The sequence below is a fragment of the Companilactobacillus zhachilii genome (genome assembly GCF_003606365.2).
In the GTDB taxonomy this organism is placed as follows: Bacteria; Bacillota; Bacilli; order Lactobacillales; family Lactobacillaceae; genus Companilactobacillus; species Companilactobacillus zhachilii.
This window is the reverse complement of sequence record NZ_CP031933.2, coordinates 1,063,105-1,085,163: the sequence shown is the minus strand read 5'-3', so window position 1 is coordinate 1,085,163 and position 22,059 is coordinate 1,063,105. Positions and strand designations below refer to the sequence as shown.

Sequence of the window (22,059 nt, the reverse complement as noted above, 5' to 3'; positions counted from 1 at the left end):
AACAAAAACTCCTAATCAACTTTAATCAATGAAGCAGCACCGATAACACCGGCACCATTACCTAAACTAGCTAGTCTTAGTTCTGTTGCATCCTTGATTGTAGCAAATTCATTGGCACGCATAGCTTTGTCAACTTTTGCACGAAGGAATTCACCAGCAGCTGAAACTCCACCACCGATAACGATGTACTTAGGGTTCAATGTGTTAGCAATGTTACCTAGAACAAATCCAAGTGATTCGCAAACATAATCTGCAACCATCAATGCTAAATCATCATCTTTTTTAGCTAAATCAAAGACATCTTTAGCTGAAATATCTTGACCATCATCAAGCATTTCTTTCAATTCTGATGAACCAGCATATTCTGAGGCACGGTCTCTAGCAACACGTACGATACCAGTAGCTGAAGCGATTGTTTCTAGACAACCTCTCTTACCACAAGTACACATGAAGCCATTAGGATCAACGGTAACGTGACCAATTTCACCACCAGCACCATTAGCACCTTGAACTAGTTTACCGTTAGCGATGATACCACCACCAACACCAGTACCTAAAGTAACAAAGACAACATCATTAGCATTGTTACCAGCACCTTGCCATCTTTCACCAAGAGCAGCAACGTTAGCATCGTTTTCAATTACGACAGGAAGACCTGTACCTTTTTGAATATCACGAACTGGATAAACTTCGTTAGTCCAGTTAAGGTTATAAGCACCTTTAATTGTGCCTTTTTCATGGTTGATTGTACCAGGTGAACCTAATCCAATACCATCAAATTGGTCAGGAGTCATGTCATACATCTTGATATGGTGATTAATTGAATCAATGATATCAGGAATGATCAATTGTCCATCAGATAGAATATTTGTTTCAATACTCCACTTTTGTTGAATCTCACCTTTATCAGTAAGAATAGCAAATTTAATTGTTGTACCACCAAGGTCAACACCGATTAACTTTTTGTCTGTCACTTTGATCTGTCCTTTTCTTCTTCTTTTTCTCTTCTATCCTGTGCTCACGTTTTAAGACCATTTGAACACGAATGAAAGTCTGTTTGTCGATTAATCCACCTTCGTACAAGCGTCTGATTTCACTAGACATCAATTCGATATCCCAGATTCTTTTCCCCACATGGACAAAAGTTCCGAAACGCTTCAACAGTTGCTGTACATCATAGAGGGTTCTAAAGCTCATATTATCATCCATAAACTATCATACCCTTTACATACATATAGTAAGAAATAACGACAACTACCACGATTGCCAGTATCCGAAAAATCATCTTTGGTCGGCTGATCTTTGGTAATCCTAAGGCATAACCTAAAAACAGACCGCCGATTGCTCCACCAACGTGACCCCAAATATCGATACCAGACATAGTCAAATCCATCAACAAATTAATTGCAATTAAACCTAAGAAACTTTTACCAAGTTCTCTTAGAAAGCGGTTTTCACGATAAATAACACCTAAGGCTAGAAAGGCAGCAAACATCCCGAACAAAGATGTACTAGCACCCGCTGAAATAGCGTTATTGGCACCGAAAGCAAAACTAGCCAGATTACCCATGATTCCGCTTAACATGTAAATTAAGAAAAATCGCCAATGGCCGACCATTGGTTCTAAGATTTGACCAACATATAACAGTGTAAACCCATTCATAAAAATATGAAAGATACCTATGTGTAAAAATATTGGTGTAATCAGACGCCACCATTGACCAACTTGAACCAAATCATTGGTTTTAGCTCCCATCAATAATAACGTTTGATAATTTTGTGACCCACCAGACAGTGTTTCTATTATAAAAACACCGATTGTTATGATCAACAAAGTCCACGTAACGTAGGCTCTGCTTTCACGATTAATTATTTCCATTGACATCACCCTTCGACACTAAAACTTTATCTATTGGCTTATCAAGGACATATACTGGCCAGGGCGTATCTGTATAATATTGTCTCGATGAGGCTAAGGAAATTGTTTTTGTTGGATATTTAGCCAAATAACGGTCAAAATAACCCGCACCAAATCCCAGCCGGTTATTTGTTTTTGAATATGCCAAACCAGGCACAATTAAAAGGTCAGGCGGATCCATAATGTTATTTTGATATTCTTTGGGTTCTCTAACACCAAAGGCACTTTCTGTTAATTCTGTGTCCTTAGTATATTTTATGAACGTCATCGAATAATCAGAAAAAGTTTTGGGAATATAAACATCTTTCCCCATTTCCCAACACTGATTGATAATTGGAAAGGTCGGGATCTCATCGTTCATACTTAAAGTTATCCCGATACTAGGGGCGTTTTTAAAATCCAAATCATCAAATAATTGCATATAAAGATCATTGATCTCTTTTTGAGCCTTATCGGATTTCATAAACTCACTGACTAAGTCAATTTGCTTTTTCCTAAAGCTTACTTTATCCAACTAATCACTCCCTTAGTAAAAAAAAACAACAGGGGTTTTAACCTGTTGTTTATTTTGTTTCACGATGCAAAGTAACAGTACGTTCGCGTGGACAATATTTCTTAAGTTCAAGGCGATCTGGATTGTTACGCTTGCTCTTGTTTGTTAGATATGTACGTTCGTGACATGAAGTACATTCCATTGTTATGTTTACTCTCATATTGGGAACATCCTTTCATAATACTTAACTAAATTCAACTAATTAAATATATCATTTTTTGGCATATTTTAAAAGGTTAAATTCAGATTATTTCTGACCCGTCATCTTATAATAGTCCGTATAAATCTGATGTGCAAGTAAGTTTGGATAACTACCATTCTCACTTGTTAGGTTAGGAAAGACAATTGCCATTGCCACATTAGGATCTTCATAAGGTCCAAAACTTACCAAACTAGTTGTAATTGTTTCGGGAGGATCAGAAGAAGGATTGTCAGGATCATAGTAGAACGATTGGGCAGTACCAGTCTTAGCAGCAACTGCTGGTGATAAATCAGCCAGTTTTGTTGCAGTCGTCCAGTATCCACTACCGTGAACCGCAGCATACATACCCTTTCGAACCACATTTAACTCATCCTGAGTAAATCCAACTTTATTCAAGACTGAAGGCTTAGTAACAGATGTCAAAGCACCCTTTGTTCCATCGTCTTTAGTCTTTTGAATTGATTGAACAATATATGGCTTCAAACGATAACCACCATTAGCAATAGTAGAAATATATTGGGCCATTTCAATCAATGTATAAGCATCATAGTTTCCGTAAGATAAATCCAGTGCTGAACCAGTCTTCAACTTACCGTCGCTATTCTTAGTTGAACCTTCAATACCAGTTGTTTCACCCGAAATATCAATCCCAGTTTTAACACCTAGTCCAAATTGATTAAAGTATCCACGTAACTTCGAGAAGATATCGGGATTCATTACCATTTCTTGATTTGGAACGTATTTGGCGTGACCTTCCTTCATTGCTAAGTTCATCATATAAATATTTGATGAGAACTGCAAAGCTTGAATAGCATTTAAACTACTGAAAGTTCCGGCTGGATAAACTGATTTTTTAACAGGTGATCCTGGTAAATAAATAGGTTCATCAGCCTGGCTATTGTTTTCAGGCGTAATTACACCATCCATCAAGGCACCAAGAACAGTCGCACCCTTAACGGCAGAACCCATGACAAACGTCCGGTTAATAACTCCCAAAGCGTCTTCACTCGTTTCACCAGTCTTTGGATCATTGTGAATCCCAGCCATCGCTAACACAGCACCAGTCTTTGGATTCAAGACAACTGCATAGGCACCATCAGAATATTGTGTAATACCTGCAGCTTTAGCCGAGTTGTATTGTGCTTCCAAATCAGCTTGAACCTTTTTTTGGAATTTCGAGTCAACGGTCAGGTTAAGATTGCCACCCTTTTGACCCTTGTACAATACTGTACTCTTTTTAATTTGATTATTAGCACCTATTTGAACTTGGCGTTGGCTCTTAGTACCAGAAAGAATTGATTCATAATTCTTTTCTAGATAACTCGTACCAACACGATCATTTCTTGAATAACCGGAAGCTAACATCGAATTAATTTCATCATCGGGAATACCTTGTTGCTCAGTTGAAACGCCCCCGATGATACTGGCAATGGATTTTCCTTGGGGATAATCACGTGTCCAGTTACTACCGATACTAATACCTGGTAACTCAGTTAAATGTTCACTAACTTGGGCAATTTCTCGAGCTGACAAATTCTTGTCTTTCAAGAAAACTGTTGAAAGTGAATATGCGGCACTCATTTTCTTAAATAACGAAGCTCGTTGGAGGTCTTTATCATTTAAATGAATACCCTCTTTTTGCACAAACTTCACTTCATTTGAATAAACCTTGTTAGACGACAACGCATCACCGTTTGCATCAACACGATATGACTTTGGCATTTGTTTAGCCACTTGAGCCGACTTATTTGGTGCAGCCAAAATATAATCAGCTTTATCACGTTCGGTTAAATTATCAACATCAACTGTCATATATTTCGTCAATCTATTGGCAATTGTGTAAATATCACTCGATTTTACGCTACCACTCTTAGTATAAGTGATTGCATTGGCAGTTGAATTACCAACCAAAAGTCTACCTTTTGAATCATAGATCATCCCACGTGGTACACTGCCCGTCATTACTGTCTTATCTGTTCGGTCAACCTCAGCTTCGAATTTACCACCATAAACAATCTGGAGATAAGCTAGCTGTGCGACTAACATTGCGAATAGAACAAAGACAATAAAAAAAGCAGGTTTAGACGAAATGGAATAGTAGACTTCGCTTGACTACCTGTTCTTTTCTTTATTATATCCAGTATTCTTCTCATATTTATCCTTCAAAAAAACGAACGATCACTCATTCGATTTAAAAATATACTTTGGTCCCTCAAGATCTGGGTCATATTCAACTAACAAATCATATCTGGCAAAAAACCATGTATCACTATCAGTTATATAATAACTCACACCATTGACCACCGTACTAGACACTGGATCAACTGGCTTTTCTTTACGCATAGCAATTGAAAAGCCATCATGAACCATTGTCTTTCCATAGACCTTACCATAAAAATGTACACCATCACCGGGTACTAAGTCCAACTCTTCTTCAAACCACTTTACTGCTTCATCAGTTAGTTCAATCTTCATGACGCCCACCTCAATCTTTTAATTAAGATAAACATAGCAGAAAACATAGCTATTCGGCAACTGCAACGGCTTTCACAGTTACATCATAACTACCAACTGGTGTTTCAATGGTAACTGTGTCACCAACATGTTTACCGATCAAAGCTTTAGCAATTGGTGATTCATTAGAAATCTTACCTGCATCAGGATCTGATTCAGAAGCACCAACGATTGTATATTCATCAGGCTCTTCACCGTCTTCTTGAACAGTAACTTTTTTACCAATAGAAATTTCATCATCAGCAACTTGATCAGCATCAATAACATTAGCATATTGAATACGTTCTGTTACTTCGGAAATTTTTGATTCAATAACACTTTGTTCGTCCTTAGCAGAAGTGTATTCTGAGTTTTCTGAAAGATCACCAAAACTTCTAGCAATCTTGATACGGTTAATAACCTCAGGACGTTTAACTTTCTTTAATTCTTCCAATTGATCCTTCAAATCTTGTAAACCTGCGGCTGTCATTGGATAACTTCTATCTGCCATTTTCTAAATACCTCTTTCAAAAATTGATTATTTGTTTTAATTTCAAAATGTCATCTAATCAAGCACGATTAGATGACATTTATTTTTCTATAACGTAATGGTCTGATAACGCAACACGTTACATACCATTATAGCTTATTGTCCGGTCGTTGCATATCTACTGTTATGTTCTTCAAGAGTATGTGAGTAAGTAATCTTACCTGTCTTCAAGTTAGCAAAGAAGTAGAGATAGTTTTGATCACGATCAGCAGGATTCAAGGTTGCTTCAATTGAGTCCAAACTTGGTGTATTAAATGGTCCAGGTCCATAACCTTTATTCTTGTATAAATTGTATGGAGATTTCACACTCGTATCTTTATTAGTTAATTTCGTTTTATGTGTATTTAAAGCGTACATAACTGAAATATCAGATTGTAAAGGCATATTAATTGCTAAACGATTATAGAAGACACCAGCAATTTTGGCACGGTTCTTTGAATCGAGTCCCTCACGTTCCACTAGTGATGCAAGCGTCAAGACTTGTTGAACTGTGTAGCCTTTTTCTTTGATTGTTGAATAGTATGGTTGTAATTTTTCGTCTTCGTTTTCAACCATCTGTTCAACTAGACCCTTTAAGGTCATCCCTTTATAAACAGTGTATGTTGCAGGGAATAAATAACCTTCTAAGTGATAACGAACATTATCTTTGGCCATTGTTGAATCAAGTAATTCTGGATATTTCTTTTGAAGTTTTTTCAAGAATTCTTCATTCTTCATCAGTTTCAAGAAATCGGACTTCTTAAAATTCAAGCTTCCTTTAGTACCACTTTGGATAGCATCACCAACTTGATCAATTGTAATACCTTCACGAACTAATACTCGTTCACCTGAACTTGTTGCAGGTGGTTGTGCACTACCACCCTTTTGTAGTTGCTTAACGACGTCACTGACGCCCCAAGATTGCTTAAACTTATAGTATCCAGCCTGAAAATCATTGTAATTTTGAGCTTTAATGTAGAAGTTAAAGACGGTTGCACTCTTAATAACTTTATCTTTCTCTAGAGTTTTTGCAATCTCTTTGCTAGAAGAACCTATTGGAATCTTAACCACAACGTCTTCTTTACTATTTGCATCATATGGTTGCAATGAACTATTTACATAATTGAAGCCAATAATAGCAACGACAACTGCCAAGACGGCGATCACTCCGACAATCCAGTACGCAATATGGTTTGCGACTGATCTTTCTTCGGCGCGGGTTTTTATCTTGTCATCTGACTCTTGCTTCAATGCTTCTTTTTTATCGTCCTTTTGGCTCAAGACACAGCCTCCCGAGTTAATTTATTAGAATTATACCATTAGTTCTGGAATAATTATCTAATTTCTACATTAAATTTTTGTACCAAACTGTCTTTTACTAGTGAAAATGCTTGTTCAACTTCATCATCAGTCAAAGTATCATTAGGATTTTGGAACTCTAAATGATAACCAAGTGACTTATGATTTGGCTTGATATTCTTACCTTCATAAACATCAAAGATATTAACATCCTTCAAGTATTTACCACCATTAGCAAAAATATCAGTTACAATTTGACCATTTTCAACATCCTTAGCTACTAAAATAGCTAAATCACGGCTAATTGATGGATACTTAGGAGCTGCCTGTGCTTTAACATTCTTTGTGTTCAAGTCAAAAATCATATCGACATTCAACTCAAAAACGAATGTATCACTGACATTATGATCTGCTTGATAATTTGGATGTAACTTACCTAGTAGACCGATAACTTGACCATTTGCCAAAATTTTAGCAGTTTGGCCTGGGTGCATATTCTTATACTCATCGGTTGCCACAAAAGTGAATTCGGCATCGGTATTAGTAAATGATAGTAGCTCTTCAACGATTCCCTTCACGTAATAAAAATCAACTGGTTGAGCTTTTGTATTCCATGAATCAGTCACAACATTACCACTAATGGCACCAGATAGATATGTCAACTCATTAGGACGATCTTGACCAGTAGGTCTTTGGAAGACACGTGCATGCTCAAAAATCTTCAAATCATCATTTTTACGAGCTTGATTATAAGCCACATTTTTAACTAAACCAGGAATCAAACTGTTACGTAAATATTCATGGTCTTCAGTCATTGGGTGCAACAATTTTGTATATTCACTCTTGATTGTATTGAAATCTTCAACTTCTTGCTTGCTCAAAAGTGAGAAATTGATTACTTCATCCATTCCTTCGCCTAGCAAGATGTCACGCAACTTATTAGCTAATTCACGTTTAGGATCATAGCCTCCACGTGTTTCCATCCCTGCAGGTAAAGTATTTGGCAAGTTTTCGTAACCATAAATACGGTTAACTTCTTCAACCAAATCAGCTTCAATTTCCATATCCCAGCGACGTGTAGGAATTGTTACTGTCAGAGCATCACCGTCAACAGCAACAGTGAAACCAAGACGGTCTAAAATAGCCACAATTTCATCGGTGCTTAAATCTAGTCCCATCAAATGATTGATATGGCTAACACTACCTTTGATAATTGTTGGTTCAGCTTTTGTCAAATTACCAGTAATAACATTAGAAATTTCGTTAACGGTGGTTGTTTGGTCAATTAATTGAGCAACCCGCATCAAAGCTTCTTCAACAATGCCATTATCAACACCCTTTTCAAAACGGTTTGAAGCATCACCACGAAGGTCATGTCTTTGGGCTGTCTTACGAACAGAAGCACCATCAAAAACACCAGCTTCGATTAAAACATTTTTGGTATTTTCATCAACTGCTACATCAACACTGCTTTGTACACCTGCTAGTCCAACGATTTGATTACCTGAAACAATAACCAAGTCATTGTGGGTCAACTTTTTAGTTTCATCGGCTAAGTCGAGTTTGTCACCATCATTAGCAAATCTAACTGTCAATTTATGTTCGTTCAATTTATCCAAATCATAAGTTTGAATAGGTTGACCATATTCAATCATTACGTAGTTAGCTGCATCAACAACGCTGTTGACTGGGCGAATATTTTGATTCCACAATCTTCTTTGCATCCAAAGTGGACTCTTAGCCACTTGAACGTCTTTTAATTCACGCAACAAGTAGTCAGGAACAAGTTTCTTTTCAGCAACATCAACTGTCACATCATTCATATCTTTAACTTTGTCAGCATCTAGTTCAGGCTTAGTGAACGTAGGTTTTTCATTATATGTGGCACCAATTTCCCAAGCGGCTCCACGCATACCCAAGGTATCAGCACGATTAGGTGTGATATCAATATCGATCATTTGATCTTTAAGACCTAACAAATCATAAACGGCTTCACCAGGTGTTTGTGGTTCATCAAAAACATAAATACCATTTTCAAATTCCTTTGGCATATATTGTGCTGGTACACCGACTTCATCAAGTCCACAGATCATCCCATTTGATTCTTGACCACGCAACTTACCACGCTTAATCTTAACGCCACCAGGTAAATGAGCACCATGTAAGGCAACGATAACATATTGATCAGTTGCAACATTAGGAGCACCACAGACAATTTGGATATCTTCTGTTTCACCAACATCAACTTGGCAAACTTTCAAATGGTCAGAGTCTGGGTGTGGTACAACGCTAGTAATATGTCCAACAACTAAGTTTGTTAATTCTTCACCTAATTTAACGGGACCAGATTCGATACCTGTTAGAGAAATCTTATTAGCCATTTCTTCAACAGTATGATTGACGGGATATATTCTTTTAACCAATTAACAGAAATCTTCATTATCTTAATTTACTCCTTTGAATTGTTCTAGGAATCTAACATCATTGAGGTAGAAATCACGAATATCGTTAATTCCATACTTGAGCATTGCGAAACGTTCAGGTCCAAGGCCAAAGGCCATGGCACTGTATTCGTTAGGATCAATACCAGACATTGTCAAAACGTTAGGGTGAGTAAGTCCGGCACCTAAAACTTCGATCCAGCCAGTATACTTACAAATACGACAACCTTCGCCACCACAGTTGAAACATGAAACGTCAACTTCAACAGATGGTTCGGTAAATGGGAAGTAACTTGGACGGAAACGAATTTCACGATCAGCACCAAAGACGTGACGACATAAAGCGTCCAAAGTACCCTTCAAATCAGCCATACTGATATTTTTATCAACTACTAAACCTTCAATTTGGTGGAATTGATGTGAATGTGTTGCATCATCATCATCACGACGATAAACGACACCTGGTGAGATCATCTTCAAAGGACCCTTTGAAAAATCATGAGCTTCCATGTCACGGCCTTCTTGAGCTGATGTTTGAGTTCTCATCAATAATTCATCTGACAAGTAGAAAGTATCTTGCATATCACGAGCTGGGTGATCCTTAGGAATATTTAATCTTTCAAAATTATAGTGATCTTCTTCAACTTCATAACCACTAGCAACTTCATAGCCCAAGCCAATGAAGAATTGTTCAATATCTTCAATTGTTTGGTTCAAAATATGTTTTGTACCTTGTGTTTGCTTAGTAGCAGGCAAGGTAACATCAATTGTTTCTTCTTCTAGTTTTTTGGCAACTAATTTTTGATTCAATTCAGCCATTTTTTCTTCAATCGCTGCTTGAATATCTTTTTTAACGTTATTAGCTAAAGTACCAATTTCTGGGCGCTCCTCAGCGGGAACATCTTTCATTCCACGCAAAGCTTTAGTAATTGGTCCCTTCTTACCCAAAAGATTAACTCTCAGGTCATTTAATTCTTGAAGTCTCTCAGCACGTTTGGCTTCGTCGATACCATTTTCTCGTAAATTCTTTAATGTATCATTTAATGACATTGTTGTTTTCCTCCATCAAGAGTTCACCTTAAGTAACTCCTCGATTTTTGACTTCTTTCATATTAACTTTTCCGTAAAAAAAAAGTCCCCATCCCAAGTAAGGGACGAGGACTCGCGGTACCACCCTAGTTCATGTTAAACATGCACTCAAGTAGTTATATAGTAACTAACTAAAAACTCAGAAAGTGAATTCACTGTTTTGTTCATCAAGCCTATTTCAGTCAACGGCTCTTCCTGTCATGAACGTCACAGATACTATTTTTCGTCAAAGTTTAATATTATTTATATACCAATTATTATACAAAAACAAAAAACTTTCGCAAGTTTTAAAGTGATTGTAGTCCGTACATCAAAACACCAGCCGCCACTGCTACGTTGAGTGATTCGGCTTTCCCAAGAATCGGAATATAAATATTTTCATCAGTTTCATTAAGAACGTCTTGCGTAATACCATGTGCTTCATTCCCCATGATAAGGGCAAATTCATCAGTTTTAGCTAATTCATTGTATGGCTTAGCTTGGTTGTTAACTTCTGATCCATAAATCTTTAGTTGGGATTTCTTAGCTAAACTGATAGCTTGATTGATATCCATGCGATAAATAGGAAGATGGAATTGACTACCTTGCATTGAGCGTTGAACCTTTGGTTGATAGAAGTCAGCAGTATCTAAACTAGTGATAACTCCATCGTAACCCGCAGCATCAGCAGTTCGAACAATCGTACCAACATTACCGGGATCTTGGACGTCATCTAACATGACCCATTTACCAGAGAATTCTTTGAAGTCATCAGCTGTCTTGACTTTAATAACTGCAAAAATTCCTTGTGGTGTTTTTGTCTCTGACAATTCGTTTGCCACATCTTCAGAAATTGAAACAGCGATATCATGATACTTTTTAACCAAACGATCTTCAGTATATTTTTCTGTAACCAATAATTTTACAAAATCTTGATCATATTGATCAGCTTCACGAACTAAGTGGAAGCCTTCAATCATGTAAGTTCCCGTTTTACGAATATTTTTTGTTGCTGACAATTTTTTTAATTGTTTAATTTCATCATTTTTCTTCGACTCAATATATTTCATATCATCCATCCCTCTTGTTCTATAATATAGATATTAACACATGCGTGGTACTGTCTCCAGCGCTAGAAAATCGTTAGGAAATTCAAATATGCTGTATAGATGGTAATAGAATGCTTCTAGAAGTATTCTACTATTCGTGTTAAATTTGCGTGGTGTTAGTTGATTTTTTGAAAATGGATTTAAAATTACTTTTAAAATCAAAACATACTCCGCATCAGATAACTTTAGTTATTAATGAGATAGTGTACTTAAAATTATTCACTCTTGATTCAAAAACAAAGAATAAACTAGCCGGAAAGAGCAAGAATTTTTGGTCGCTGTGCAGGTGGCGCTAGAGCTTTAGCTCTTACACCACGGGACGACTTTTGAAATTCAAGCGGTTTTCTCGAAGTTCAAAATCGAGATTCGAGACCGCTCTTTGGCTCGAACTGGTCCCCATAGCGACCAAAAATTTCTTGCTCTTGGAGGCGGCATATTTAACTAACACAACGCGCATGTTAAATATATTCAAAGATCTGAGGTGATTGCTTGTGAAACATCTTTCCATTAACGTTAATGGTTTGGTTCAAGGAGTTGGTTTTCGTTATTCGACATTTCAAGTTGCTCAAGAACTTGAAGTAACAGGGACTGTTCGAAATGAAATGGATGGATCTGTTTCGATTGAGGCCGAAGCAGATGAAAAAATTCTATATATTTTCTTAAATCGAATTAAATCTTCGCCATCTCCCTTTGGAAAAGTAAACAAAATGGACTATACTTTTTCTGACGACTTGCAACATTACACGAAATTTACCGTGATTGGTTGAAACGTCAAATAAGTTAACGTATATTACTTTGTATACTAAAGTTGAATGTTTCACTGTTATTTAGATATCACTTCTACAAAGAACGATTTGAAATAACAACTGAACTTTCACTTAAGGTCTGTATACAATCAAAAGGGTGGTTTATTAAGTGAATAAAAAATACGTCAAATATTTATCAGTACTTTCTTTAGTTTTAGTGCTGACACTAGTTTTGACGGGGTGTGCTCAATCTTCGGCTAATTTACACGCTCCTACTAGTGGGCCATATGGTTTCATTTACAAATGGCTTGGAATTCCGTTCCAAAACTTGATTCTCAAAACAGCTCAAACTGTTGGTGGTAAAAATGCCTATGCTTGGGGAATCGTAATTATTTCCTTTGTTGTCCGTCTACTACTTGTTCCGTTGTCATTGAATCAACAATACAAATCAACGACACAACAAGAAAAAATGCGTGCTGTTCAACCTCAATTGAAGCTGATTCAAGCAGCTCAAAAGAAAGCTAAAGGTCCAGATGCCCAGCAAAAAATCAGTGGTTTGATGATGGATGTTTATAAACAAAACAACCTAAGTCTTACCGGTGGTATGGGATGTCTCCCATTGCTACTACAAATGCCAATCTTAATTGGTATTTATCAAGCCGTGCAATACTCTAAACAAATCGGTTCAGCTACTTTCCTATCTATTCCACTAGGAAAACCAAGTATGTTGATTGCTATTATTGCGACTGTCTTCTACTTGGTTCAAGGCTGGATGTCACTTCAAGTCGTGGCACCGGAACAAAGAAAGCAAATGCAAACAATGATTTTAATGAGTCCTATGATGACATTCTTTATTTCATTGATTTCTACTGCTGCATTGGCACTTTACTTCTTAGTCGGTGGTATTGTTATTTTAATTCAACAATTAATTACCAACTACGTCATTACTCCTAAAATTAGAAAGAGAACTGACGAAGAGCTTGAAAAGAATCCGGTAAAGGTCGTTGTTACCAAAGAAATGCTTGATGGCATTCTTAACAATAGTTCAACGGCGACTGCTTCAACTCCTAACGCAACACCTGCAGAAAGAGCAGAAGAAGCTAAGGAAGCCAAAGACTTCCATAAGAACATTCGTGAGTTAAATAAGGGTAAACAAAAGCGAAACAATAATAAATAATTAGAAAGTGTGACAAATATAGTCCACTTTCGAGTAGTAAAGGCTCCAGTAATCCAATTTTGGATTGCTGGAGCCTTTGGTTTAAGCGATAAAACGCCACATTATTTGAAATTGAATATAATCAAAAAGACTAGGTATTTTTTTATATACATCAGAAAAATATCTAGTCTTATTTAGTTCTGTTTTAATTTGAAAGTCCATCCTAAAATCTAAATAACATAAGTGGCTGCTACCCATTCATTAGTTGCAACCCGATGATAGACGACGCCTTCAGATGTTTTAACTTGGTCAGTGTACCAAGCTGAATTATTAGCTAAAGCGCGATTCATGACTCTTTTTGTAGTTCCATCGTTATTAAATGCAACAATCGGAACAAAGTTACCTGCTGTATTGTTAACTTTGATAGTATTGGCACTATTAGTTACTGGATTAGTAGGTTTGGTCCCATTTGCACCATAAACATCACCAGTTGTCTTCAAGTTATTATAGTAATAGCCAATCATATCGTAAAGTTGATACATACTATAACCCCAATTGTTAAAGTAACCTACTGGATCAGTGTGATCAGTTTCATGATACATTTTGCTGACTTGGTCGTGTGAAACAATCGTTACTTCTGGCTTATCAGGCAAATTATATTGAATCAATTTCGAAGCTACATAATAGGCGTCATTTGCAATTGATCTGGCAAATGAATCGTAATCGTGAGTATGGCATAACTCCACTTGAATATACTTTGCATTGGCTGTGGCACCAGCACCCCATACACCATAATCAGTATTATGAATGTTAATAATTTCATTATTATCAACAAAAGCATGTACATAGGCACTGATTTTAGGCCAATTGTTGTTAAAATAAGCCGCTTCGTTGGCTGCATTAGCTGTGGCATGGTCGTCAGCCGTTTCATGAATAACAACACCTTCTGGCTTGCCTACCCCATGTTCATAAGGTGTCCAATGACTAAACGTACCCTCTTTATTCTGGATTTTAACCGGTTGAATACGATTACTAATAATATAATCATTAACCGTTCCAGCCTGAACAACTTCGACATTACTTAGAGCAATGAAGAAGCCAATGAAACTAGCTAAAAAAATATAAAAATAAACTCGTTTCTGTTTCATTTTTATTTTCCCCCTAATACTTCTATAACCTAACTTACTCGGGAATTCGGGAGTTTTCAATTCAATTCAAAGTCTGTAACGATAACTTAACACATAACAACACTCACAGTGCGAGTTATTTTTTTTAATGTGATTTTGAATCATTTTTTATATTCCTAGTTCAATATCATTATGTCTAAAAATAACAAACAAACTAGGGTCTGTTTTCAAATTAGTCTGATAAGAATTTATTCTGATACAGATAAATATTTTAATAGCATGATTGTCCCCAAATCCTATCAAGACGGTAAATAAAAGCCATGAAAAATATTTGAAATATCAAGCTATTCTTGAGTTAATAAAGAACTAGTCGGAAGATTCGGACAGTGGTCAATGACAGTGAAAGTGGTGTTAGGACGACCGCTTTTGTCGTTCTTACAGCACCGGGCGCGTTTAAGACTTGCCGAACTTGCAAGGCTTAAACCGAGGTCCGAGACCGTGGCTCGGACCGTTCCGCACCGTCAGTGACCACTGTCTGAATCTGGAGACGGCATATCACTATCTAATAGTTCTTAGATAAAAGCCAAGAAACGAGTGATTGTTTTAATTCAAATTATCAGTGTCGTAATTATCATTGGTATCAGTAGTATCACTACCTGCATCATCATTTAATGAACTATCATCCGAGTCATTATCTGAATCATTCAAATTGCTATCATTACTGCGATTGTTACTTGGTTCGCCAACTTCTGGTGGTGCTTGATGAATTACTGTTCGGTTAGGGAAAACGGTCCAATCATCGACTGTTATCGCAACCCCATTGCCACTTTCAAACAATCTGACCCAAAAGACCATCTGACCATCGTTTGTCTTAACCGCGCCGTTGGTACCAGAAGATCCATCAGTCATAAATGTATAGGATGTACCTTGTGGAGCCGGGCCATTCAAACTTTGAATCAATGCTACCGCTTGTTGTCCACTAGTAATTTGACCATTGGGTACTGAATTTTGGCGTTCAGTATCATTTCGACCGTTTGAGCGTTTACTGTCAGGAACTTTTTCTTTTGCCGCAGCCTTTTTATAAGCTTTTTGTAAGCTCTCATCTTTTAAATTAGTTGACTTAGACGAACTACTGTTGGCCTCACTATAAGCTAATTTATTATGATTATTTTTATAACAATACAATCCAATTGTTGAAAAATCAGCACTATTTAAATCTTCAAACAAATTCGTAAATGTCTTAGTACTATTTGACCCAATTTTAATTGTTCGCCCATCGGTCGAATCAATTTGTGATTTTTTGGGATAAATTAGCAAAAATTTATTACCATTGAAGGTTACATTTTTACTTGTTCGGTTGATTACTTTTAAGTCTACTGCTGAAGAGTCACTATTCTTAGTAAAAATAAACGTCATTTCTGATTGTTCAGAATCGCTCAACTTCGCATAATCAATCGTTTTTTCAATCACCTTATGCTTCTGATCACTTTTCTGACTAGTCGTGACCTTGCCACAACCAACGATTAGTAGCAGCAAACTTAAAAAAATGACAGCTAGTCCTGTTCTTTTCATGATCTTCCCCCCAATAACTTGTCTTTTATATTATACCTTTTTGTTTGTAGAACCAAAATTGTCCCCAAACGACAAAAAAAGTAACTCCCGATTAGAGAATTACTTTTTTGTTGTGGTCTCTTTATCACTTGTAGAATCTTTTTCAGTATCTTTTGGAACTTTTTGAATTAATGGTAATTCAATTTTGAAAACCGTTCCTGATCCAACGACACTTTCAACTTCCAAGCTACCGTGATAGATCTCAATCAAACGTTTAGCAATAGAAAGCCCTAAACCGTTACCTCCACGCTTTCTTGAACGTGCTTTGTCAACTCTGTAGAATCGATTAAAAATGCGTTTAAGGTCGTTTTTGGCGATTCCTAGGCCATAATCTTGAACAACCACTTCTAATAAAGCTGAATTAGTTGATGCTGCTAAATTAATTTCTTTGCGATCCGCTGAATACTTAAAAGCATTATCCAGCAAAATCACCAATACTTGCTCCAAATGATTACGATAGATCTTAACTTCACTACCCTCTCGGATATCGTCATCAAAATTGATCACAAAATCTGGATGCAACATTTTAAAGTCATTGTATACTTGCGTAAACATGGGCTTAACTTCTGTTGTCTGTTCCAAATATGCACTGTCGATCTGTTCAACACGTGTAAGATCTAGCATCTCTTGAATCAAGGATTGCATTCGCTTCAACTCTTGCAAGGATGAGTTGATTGAATCATTTAATACTTCTGGATCATCTTTGCCCCAACGTTGTAACATACTCAAATGACCCTCAAGCACAGCCACCGGCGTCCGAAGTTCATGTGAAACATCTTCCACGAATTCCTTTTGCTGATTAGTATATGCTTGCATTCGGTCTAACATCTTATTGATATTAACTGTCAAATCATAAATTTCATCATTTCTTTTACGTAATTTAATACGTGAGTCTGAATCTGGTTTTTTATTCAAATCATCAATTGTCTTGTTGACTTTTCTCAAATCATTCAAGACTAATGTGACCGCATAAAAGGTTAACACGACTCCTAAAATAAAGACTACAATTCCGCCAATAATCAATTTTGTTGTAAATGAATGGATTTCATTGACTGAAGCAACACTTTGTACCGTTCTCATTGCTAAGACACCGACAAAAATGTATGCCATCAAAATAACGATTGAAATCAATGCCGTCCATTTAAATCTTATCGAGATTCTCATCGACGCATCACGTATCCTTTACCACGAACAGTTGAGATATAACTTGGAGCACCAGCGCGGTCAATCTTATTTCGTAAATACTTGATATAAACATCAACAACATTAGTTTCAGTTGAAGAACCAGTTCCCCAAACACGTTCCAATAAGTCATCACGACTTAAAACTGTTCCCACATTTTCCATTAAAGCACTCAACAAATCATATTCACGACGAGTTAGGTCAATCACTTCACCGTTACGTTTCAATGTTTGCGTAGTTTTATCAATCACAAGATTCTTATATTTAAGAACTTGATCATTGTTTCTTGTTACATCAATATCTAAATCAATGCGTCTTAATAATGCCCGAATGCGAGCTAGTAATTCTTCAATTGCAAATGGCTTAACGATATAATCATCAGCACCATGGTCCAAACCAGATACACGATCGATGATTGAATCACGCGCAGTCATCATAATAATTGGAGTATTTTTTTCTTGACGAATTCGACGACAAACTTCGATACCGTTCAATTCAGGAAGCATTAAATCAAGTAGGATCAAGTCCCAATCTTCAGATAACGCAGCTTCAAGACCGGTTCTACCGTCACGTTCAACAGTTACTTCATAATTCTCATGTTGAAGTTCAAGTTGAACGAATTTTGCCATGTTCTCTTCGTCTTCAATAACAAGTATTTTAGCCATACGTATCTCCTATATATAAAATATTAAATTATCTTTAATTATAGCTTAATCATTATTTTGAATATGTCACGTTGTTGGCAATGCATTAATGATTTTAACATATAGCAAAAATTAAAAGAAGACAAGCTTTAATTTTTATTTTTTTAAAACAGTAAAAATATTGTGTTTAAAGATTAAAATTGTTGGTTGTTGCCGTCTCCAGAATCGGGAAATAGTTACTGGCTATGCGGACCGGTATGAGCCAAGGTCTCATACCTCGGTTTGAAGCCTCGCAAAGTTCGCGAGTCTCCAAACACGCCCGGTGGTGTAACGGCTAAAGCCGTAACGCCACTTTCACAGCCAGTAACTATTTCCCGATTCTTCCGACTAATCTATTTTAACTAAATCCTTTAAAACTAATAATTTTGTATCGAAATATATTAATAAAACACATTAACATTTTTTATCTACTTCTAAAGATTGAAAATCCCAAACTAAGATTTAGCCTTAGTTTTTATAAAAAAACATTAGTCATATCAAATATTCAAAATTATTCTTATAAAAATCAACGAACAACTTAGCCGGAAGGAACAAGAAATTTAGGTCACTGTGCAGGTGGTGTAATGGCTTTAGCCATTACACCACGGGACGACTTTTGAAACTCGCGTACCTTGCGAGGTTCAAAATCGAGACTGGAGACCTTGGCTCCAGTCGGTCCCCATAGCGACCTAAATTTCTTGTTCCTGGAGGCGGCACCCAAACAAAAACCTCCACTTCAACATTTCGAAATGGAGGTTCTCGTCATTAACTATTTAATCTCAAAATAAAATTATTGTTCTTCATACCAAGTATAGTGGAAAATACCTGGTTTATCATTTCTCTCATAAGTATGAGCACCAAAGTAATCTCTTTGAGCTTGAATCAAGTTAGCAGGCAATACTTCTGAACGATATTGATCATAGTATGAAATAGCAGCCATGAAACCTGAAACTGGGATTCCTGCTTGAACGGCGTAACTAACAACGTCACGAACATCTGATTGATATTCTTCAACGATACCCTTAAAGTAATCGTTTAATAGTAAGTTGTCTAGTTTTGGATCTTCGTCGTAAGCATCAGTAATCTTTTGCAAGAATTGAGCACGAATGATACAACCAGCACGCCAGATTTGAGCGATTTTACCATAGTTAAGGTCCCAATCGTAGTTATCTGAAGCAGCTTTCATTTGTGCAAATCCTTGAGCATAACTGATGATCTTACTGAAGTACAAAGCCTTACGAATCTTAGCAACTAATTCATCAACATTCTTGATTTCAGGAGTGTTAGTAGGTGCTGGAAGAACCTTGCTTGCCTTAACACGTTCGTCTTTATAAGCTGAAACGTAACGTGAGTAAACAGATTCAGTAATCAATGATTGTGGAACACCAAGTTCTAGAGCACTTTGTGAACTCCACTTACCAGTACCCTTGTTACCAGCTTTATCCATAATCTTGTTGACGATGTAGTCATCTGAGCCTTCGTCGTCTTTTCTTGTTAAGATTTGAGCAGTGATATCAATCAAGTAACTTGAAAGTTCACCCTTGTTCCAGTCATTGAAGACATCAGCAATCTTGTTAACATCATTGTTAAACAAGTGCTTCAACAAGTTGTAACTTTCTGAAATTAATTCCATATCGCCGTATTCGATACCATTGTGGACCATCTTTACATAGTGACCAGCACCGTTAGGTCCGATATATGTAACACATGGAGCACCGTCTTCGTCAGCTTTAGCTGAAATTTGTTCCAAAATAGGAGCAACTAAATCATAAGCTTCTTTTTGACCACCGGGCATCAATGAAGGTCCTTTTAGGGCACCTAGTTCACCACCAGAAACACCCATACCAATAAAGTTAATACCTGATTTATCTAAGCGTGCATTACGTTCCATAGTATCTTCGAAGAATGTGTTACCACCATCAATCAAAACATCACCTTTATCTAGTAAAGGTAGTAATTGTTTGATAACAGCATCAGTACCAGCACCAGCCTTAACCATCATCATGATACGACGTGGTTTTTCTAGTGAGTCTACAAAATCCTCAATTGTATAACTTGGTACTAATTTCTTTTCTGGATGCTCTTCAACAACCGCCTTAGTCTTTGAACCTGTACGGTTATAGATAGCAACTTCATATCCGCGACTTTCAATATTTAGGGCAAGATTCTTACCCATGACAGCCATACCGATAACACCAATTTGTGGTTTCGCCATTATAATAATTACCTCCGATTTTTGTTCACATATTCATCTTAACAAAAAAATAAAAAAGGAGTATATAAAAACTACTCCTCATCGTTATTATTTTTAAATAAATCTTTTAATTTAGCAAATTCAGGATTAACATGCTCTTCCTCTTTTTGCTTCTTGAAATCATCTTCTGAGATAACTTCCCAGTTCTTACCAGAAGGCATAATATTTTCTTCAGCTTCCTTCTTAGTTAAAACCTTTTGCGGAATACTCAACAAAATATTATCAATAATTGACTCATAGACATTGATTGTTGGGTCCTCTTCATCGATTGGTAAAACAATATTATAATCTTCCAATTCTTCAGTATCGACATTATCAATGTTATAGGCTTCATTGATTCTAATATCTAATGGTAATTCAACTGGTAATAGACTTCTGGTTGAAGGCACCTTCAAAGTTGTCTTAACCTTCACATCAGAAATCACCAGACCATTGTCGTTAAACAATTGCCCTTTAACTTCAACGACTGTTGCGTCCAAGACATCACTTGAACGTTGCTTTAATTCAGCAGTTAAATCGAGTTTTTCTTCAAATTCAAAAGGTTTGTCTTTGTAGCGGCGAACATCTTGAACATCCCAATTTAGCATTAATTTACCCCTTTCATATAAGGCATTCTTCCAAAATTTTCTTCTTGATTAGTCACAAGCTGGCGTATACGATCAGCTCTAATTTCTAAATCAAGAATGTTATTTTCTTTTTTTCCTACTCGAGTAATTAAATTAACATCTGATTTCTTCAAAGCATTTAAATACTTTTGACCAGTTTTGTTAAAACCTAATATTCTCAAATAAGTATTTTTGTACACATTATTAATTTCATCGGCTTTAACATTTAACAAAACATAGATCATTAAACGTCTTAGCCGAGCCATAGTATAGCGTTTTGACTTAACTTGTTCAAGAAACTGCTCAAAATTATCACTCGTAACAATTTCTTTCTTCAATTTATATTCAAGTCCTTCAACCATTTGATAGATTTGATGTAACTCCTCTACCGATGAACTTGTTATACGATATTTAAAAAATGGAAAATAGTTATTCCAAGTTACAGTGGGACGACTGACTAATAATTTTTGCGTTAACTCTGGTACCAAATCAGTAACAGACTGATTGTTGGCTAAACGATGACGAACTTTAGTTGCACTAAAATCACTTGGCAGGCGTTGAATCGTTTGAACATTAATTTTTAAAGCTTGTTTTTGAATTTGCTGTACATAGTTTAATCCTAATAATTGATTAGGCAACTTAGAAACATCAATCCCCATCGACTGATAATAATTAGTCAAATTCAAGGCTGAACTTTGTTGATAATCCTGATTAAAGGTACCGTCTACTTGTGATATTTTTTTAACAATGGTATCAAAATCCACCTGTTGCTCAGTCCCAAAGACCAATGTATCAATGTTTGCAGTCTCTAACAACTTAATTGCACCTTTAGCAAATAACTCGGCCGGTTCAACCGCATACGCCACTGGCAATTCAATCACCAAATCGACACCCAATTCCACAGCTAGTTTAGCACGATCCCATTTATCTAAAATCGCAAAATCACCCCGCTGGACAAAATTGCCAGACATAACGGCAATCAATACATCAGGGTGATATTTTTGTTTGATTGAATCAACGAACAATTTATGACCATTGTGAAACGGATTAAATTCGGCAATTAAACCATAAACTTTCATTTTC

20 protein-coding genes and 1 pseudogene are annotated in these 22,059 nt (G+C 36.4%); 2 read left to right on the top strand and 19 right to left on the bottom strand.

All coding sequences use genetic code 11. The annotated features are described in order from the left end of the window. Positions 1-11: 11 nt before the first annotated feature. The 12 genes and pseudogenes from D1B17_RS04800 to D1B17_RS04745 form a co-directional block, all read right to left on the bottom strand. Positions 12-974, bottom strand: coding sequence for an ROK family glucokinase (locus D1B17_RS04800; RefSeq protein ID WP_120142792.1), 963 nt, complete (start codon positions 972-974; stop codon positions 12-14). Next, positions 946-1,209 carry a YqgQ family protein gene (locus D1B17_RS04795; protein ID WP_120142793.1) on the bottom strand — a complete coding sequence of 88 codons (264 nt, stop codon included), beginning with the start codon at positions 1,207-1,209 and terminating at the stop codon, positions 946-948. The genes D1B17_RS04800 and D1B17_RS04795 overlap by 29 nt, the downstream gene beginning before the upstream one ends. Continuing rightward, positions 1,202-1,879, bottom strand: coding sequence for a rhomboid family intramembrane serine protease (locus D1B17_RS04790; RefSeq protein ID WP_120142794.1), 678 nt, complete (start codon positions 1,877-1,879; stop codon positions 1,202-1,204). Before D1B17_RS04790 ends, D1B17_RS04795 begins: the two co-directional genes overlap by 8 nt. After that, positions 1,866-2,381 carry a 5-formyltetrahydrofolate cyclo-ligase gene (locus D1B17_RS04785; protein WP_240704459.1) on the bottom strand — a complete coding sequence of 172 codons (516 nt, stop codon included), beginning with the start codon at positions 2,379-2,381 and terminating at the stop codon, positions 1,866-1,868. Before D1B17_RS04785 ends, D1B17_RS04790 begins: the two co-directional genes overlap by 14 nt. A gap of 100 nt (positions 2,382-2,481) precedes the next feature. Further along, entirely contained in the window at positions 2,482-2,631 is a 150-nt protein-coding gene (gene rpmG / locus D1B17_RS04780) for a 50S ribosomal protein L33 (RefSeq protein ID WP_075887565.1), read from the bottom strand. An 87-nt stretch (positions 2,632-2,718) separates the two neighbouring features. After that, positions 2,719-4,814: pseudogene (locus D1B17_RS04775) on the bottom strand (peptidoglycan D,D-transpeptidase FtsI family protein). Between the two features lie 37 nt (positions 4,815-4,851). Continuing rightward, a complete protein-coding gene (locus tag D1B17_RS04770) occupies positions 4,852-5,148 on the bottom strand; it encodes a HesB/YadR/YfhF family protein (RefSeq protein WP_120142797.1) in 297 nt (98 codons plus the stop codon). Between the two features lie 49 nt (positions 5,149-5,197). After that, positions 5,198-5,677 (bottom strand): transcription elongation factor GreA, encoded by a 480-nt coding sequence (gene greA, locus D1B17_RS04765; protein ID WP_120142798.1) that lies wholly within the window; start codon positions 5,675-5,677, stop codon positions 5,198-5,200. Between the two features lie 135 nt (positions 5,678-5,812). Then, positions 5,813-6,976: an endolytic transglycosylase MltG gene (mltG, locus tag D1B17_RS04760; protein ID WP_120142799.1), complete on the bottom strand. Its 1,164-nt coding sequence runs from the start codon at positions 6,974-6,976 to the stop codon at positions 5,813-5,815. 53 nt (positions 6,977-7,029) lie between these two features. Then, on the bottom strand, positions 7,030-9,417 hold the full coding sequence (pheT, locus tag D1B17_RS04755) for a phenylalanine--tRNA ligase subunit beta (RefSeq protein ID WP_240704458.1): 2,388 nt from the start codon (positions 9,415-9,417) through the stop codon (positions 7,030-7,032). A 21-nt stretch (positions 9,418-9,438) separates the two neighbouring features. Next, a complete protein-coding gene (gene pheS / locus D1B17_RS04750; RefSeq protein ID WP_120142800.1) occupies positions 9,439-10,485 on the bottom strand; it encodes a phenylalanine--tRNA ligase subunit alpha in 1,047 nt (348 codons plus the stop codon). A gap of 326 nt (positions 10,486-10,811) precedes the next feature. Beyond that, the gene (locus D1B17_RS04745; RefSeq protein ID WP_120142801.1) at positions 10,812-11,573 is read right to left on the bottom strand and encodes a TrmH family RNA methyltransferase; all 762 of its coding nucleotides are present in this window, start codon (positions 11,571-11,573) and stop codon (positions 10,812-10,814) included. 530 nt (positions 11,574-12,103) lie between these two features. Between D1B17_RS04745 and D1B17_RS04740 the strand changes: the two genes are divergently transcribed. Continuing rightward, on the top strand, positions 12,104-12,379 hold the full coding sequence (locus tag D1B17_RS04740; protein ID WP_120142802.1) for an acylphosphatase: 276 nt from the start codon (positions 12,104-12,106) through the stop codon (positions 12,377-12,379). Positions 12,380-12,527: 148 nt separating this feature from the next. Then, positions 12,528-13,535: a membrane protein insertase YidC gene (gene yidC, locus D1B17_RS04735; protein ID WP_120142803.1), complete on the top strand. Its 1,008-nt coding sequence runs from the start codon at positions 12,528-12,530 to the stop codon at positions 13,533-13,535. A 209-nt stretch (positions 13,536-13,744) separates the two neighbouring features. Here yidC and D1B17_RS04730 read toward each other — a convergent pair whose 3' ends face one another. The 7 genes from D1B17_RS04730 to D1B17_RS04700 all read right to left on the bottom strand — a co-directional run bounded on the left by D1B17_RS04730 (position 13,745) and on the right by D1B17_RS04700 (position 22,055). Then, a complete protein-coding gene (locus tag D1B17_RS04730) occupies positions 13,745-14,662 on the bottom strand; it encodes a peptidoglycan recognition protein family protein (RefSeq protein ID WP_120142804.1) in 918 nt (305 codons plus the stop codon). Positions 14,663-15,244: 582 nt separating this feature from the next. Next, positions 15,245-16,213 carry a hypothetical protein gene (locus D1B17_RS04725; protein ID WP_120142805.1) on the bottom strand — a complete coding sequence of 323 codons (969 nt, stop codon included), beginning with the start codon at positions 16,211-16,213 and terminating at the stop codon, positions 15,245-15,247. 99 nt (positions 16,214-16,312) lie between these two features. Next, positions 16,313-17,362: a sensor histidine kinase gene (locus D1B17_RS04720; protein WP_240704457.1), complete on the bottom strand. Its 1,050-nt coding sequence runs from the start codon at positions 17,360-17,362 to the stop codon at positions 16,313-16,315. 50 nt (positions 17,363-17,412) lie between these two features. Further along, a complete protein-coding gene (locus D1B17_RS04715) occupies positions 17,413-18,099 on the bottom strand; it encodes a response regulator transcription factor (protein WP_041499563.1) in 687 nt (228 codons plus the stop codon). An 808-nt stretch (positions 18,100-18,907) separates the two neighbouring features. Next, complete coding sequence (gene gndA, locus D1B17_RS04710) at positions 18,908-20,332, bottom strand: NADP-dependent phosphogluconate dehydrogenase (protein WP_120142807.1); 1,425 nt, start codon at positions 20,330-20,332, stop codon at positions 18,908-18,910. A gap of 71 nt (positions 20,333-20,403) precedes the next feature. After that, entirely contained in the window at positions 20,404-20,958 is a 555-nt protein-coding gene (locus D1B17_RS04705) for a YceD family protein (RefSeq protein WP_120142808.1), read from the bottom strand. After that, positions 20,958-22,055, bottom strand: coding sequence for a nucleotidyltransferase (locus tag D1B17_RS04700; protein ID WP_120142809.1), 1,098 nt, complete (start codon positions 22,053-22,055; stop codon positions 20,958-20,960). The genes D1B17_RS04705 and D1B17_RS04700 overlap by 1 nt, the downstream gene beginning before the upstream one ends. Between the last annotated feature and the right edge of the window lie 4 nt (positions 22,056-22,059).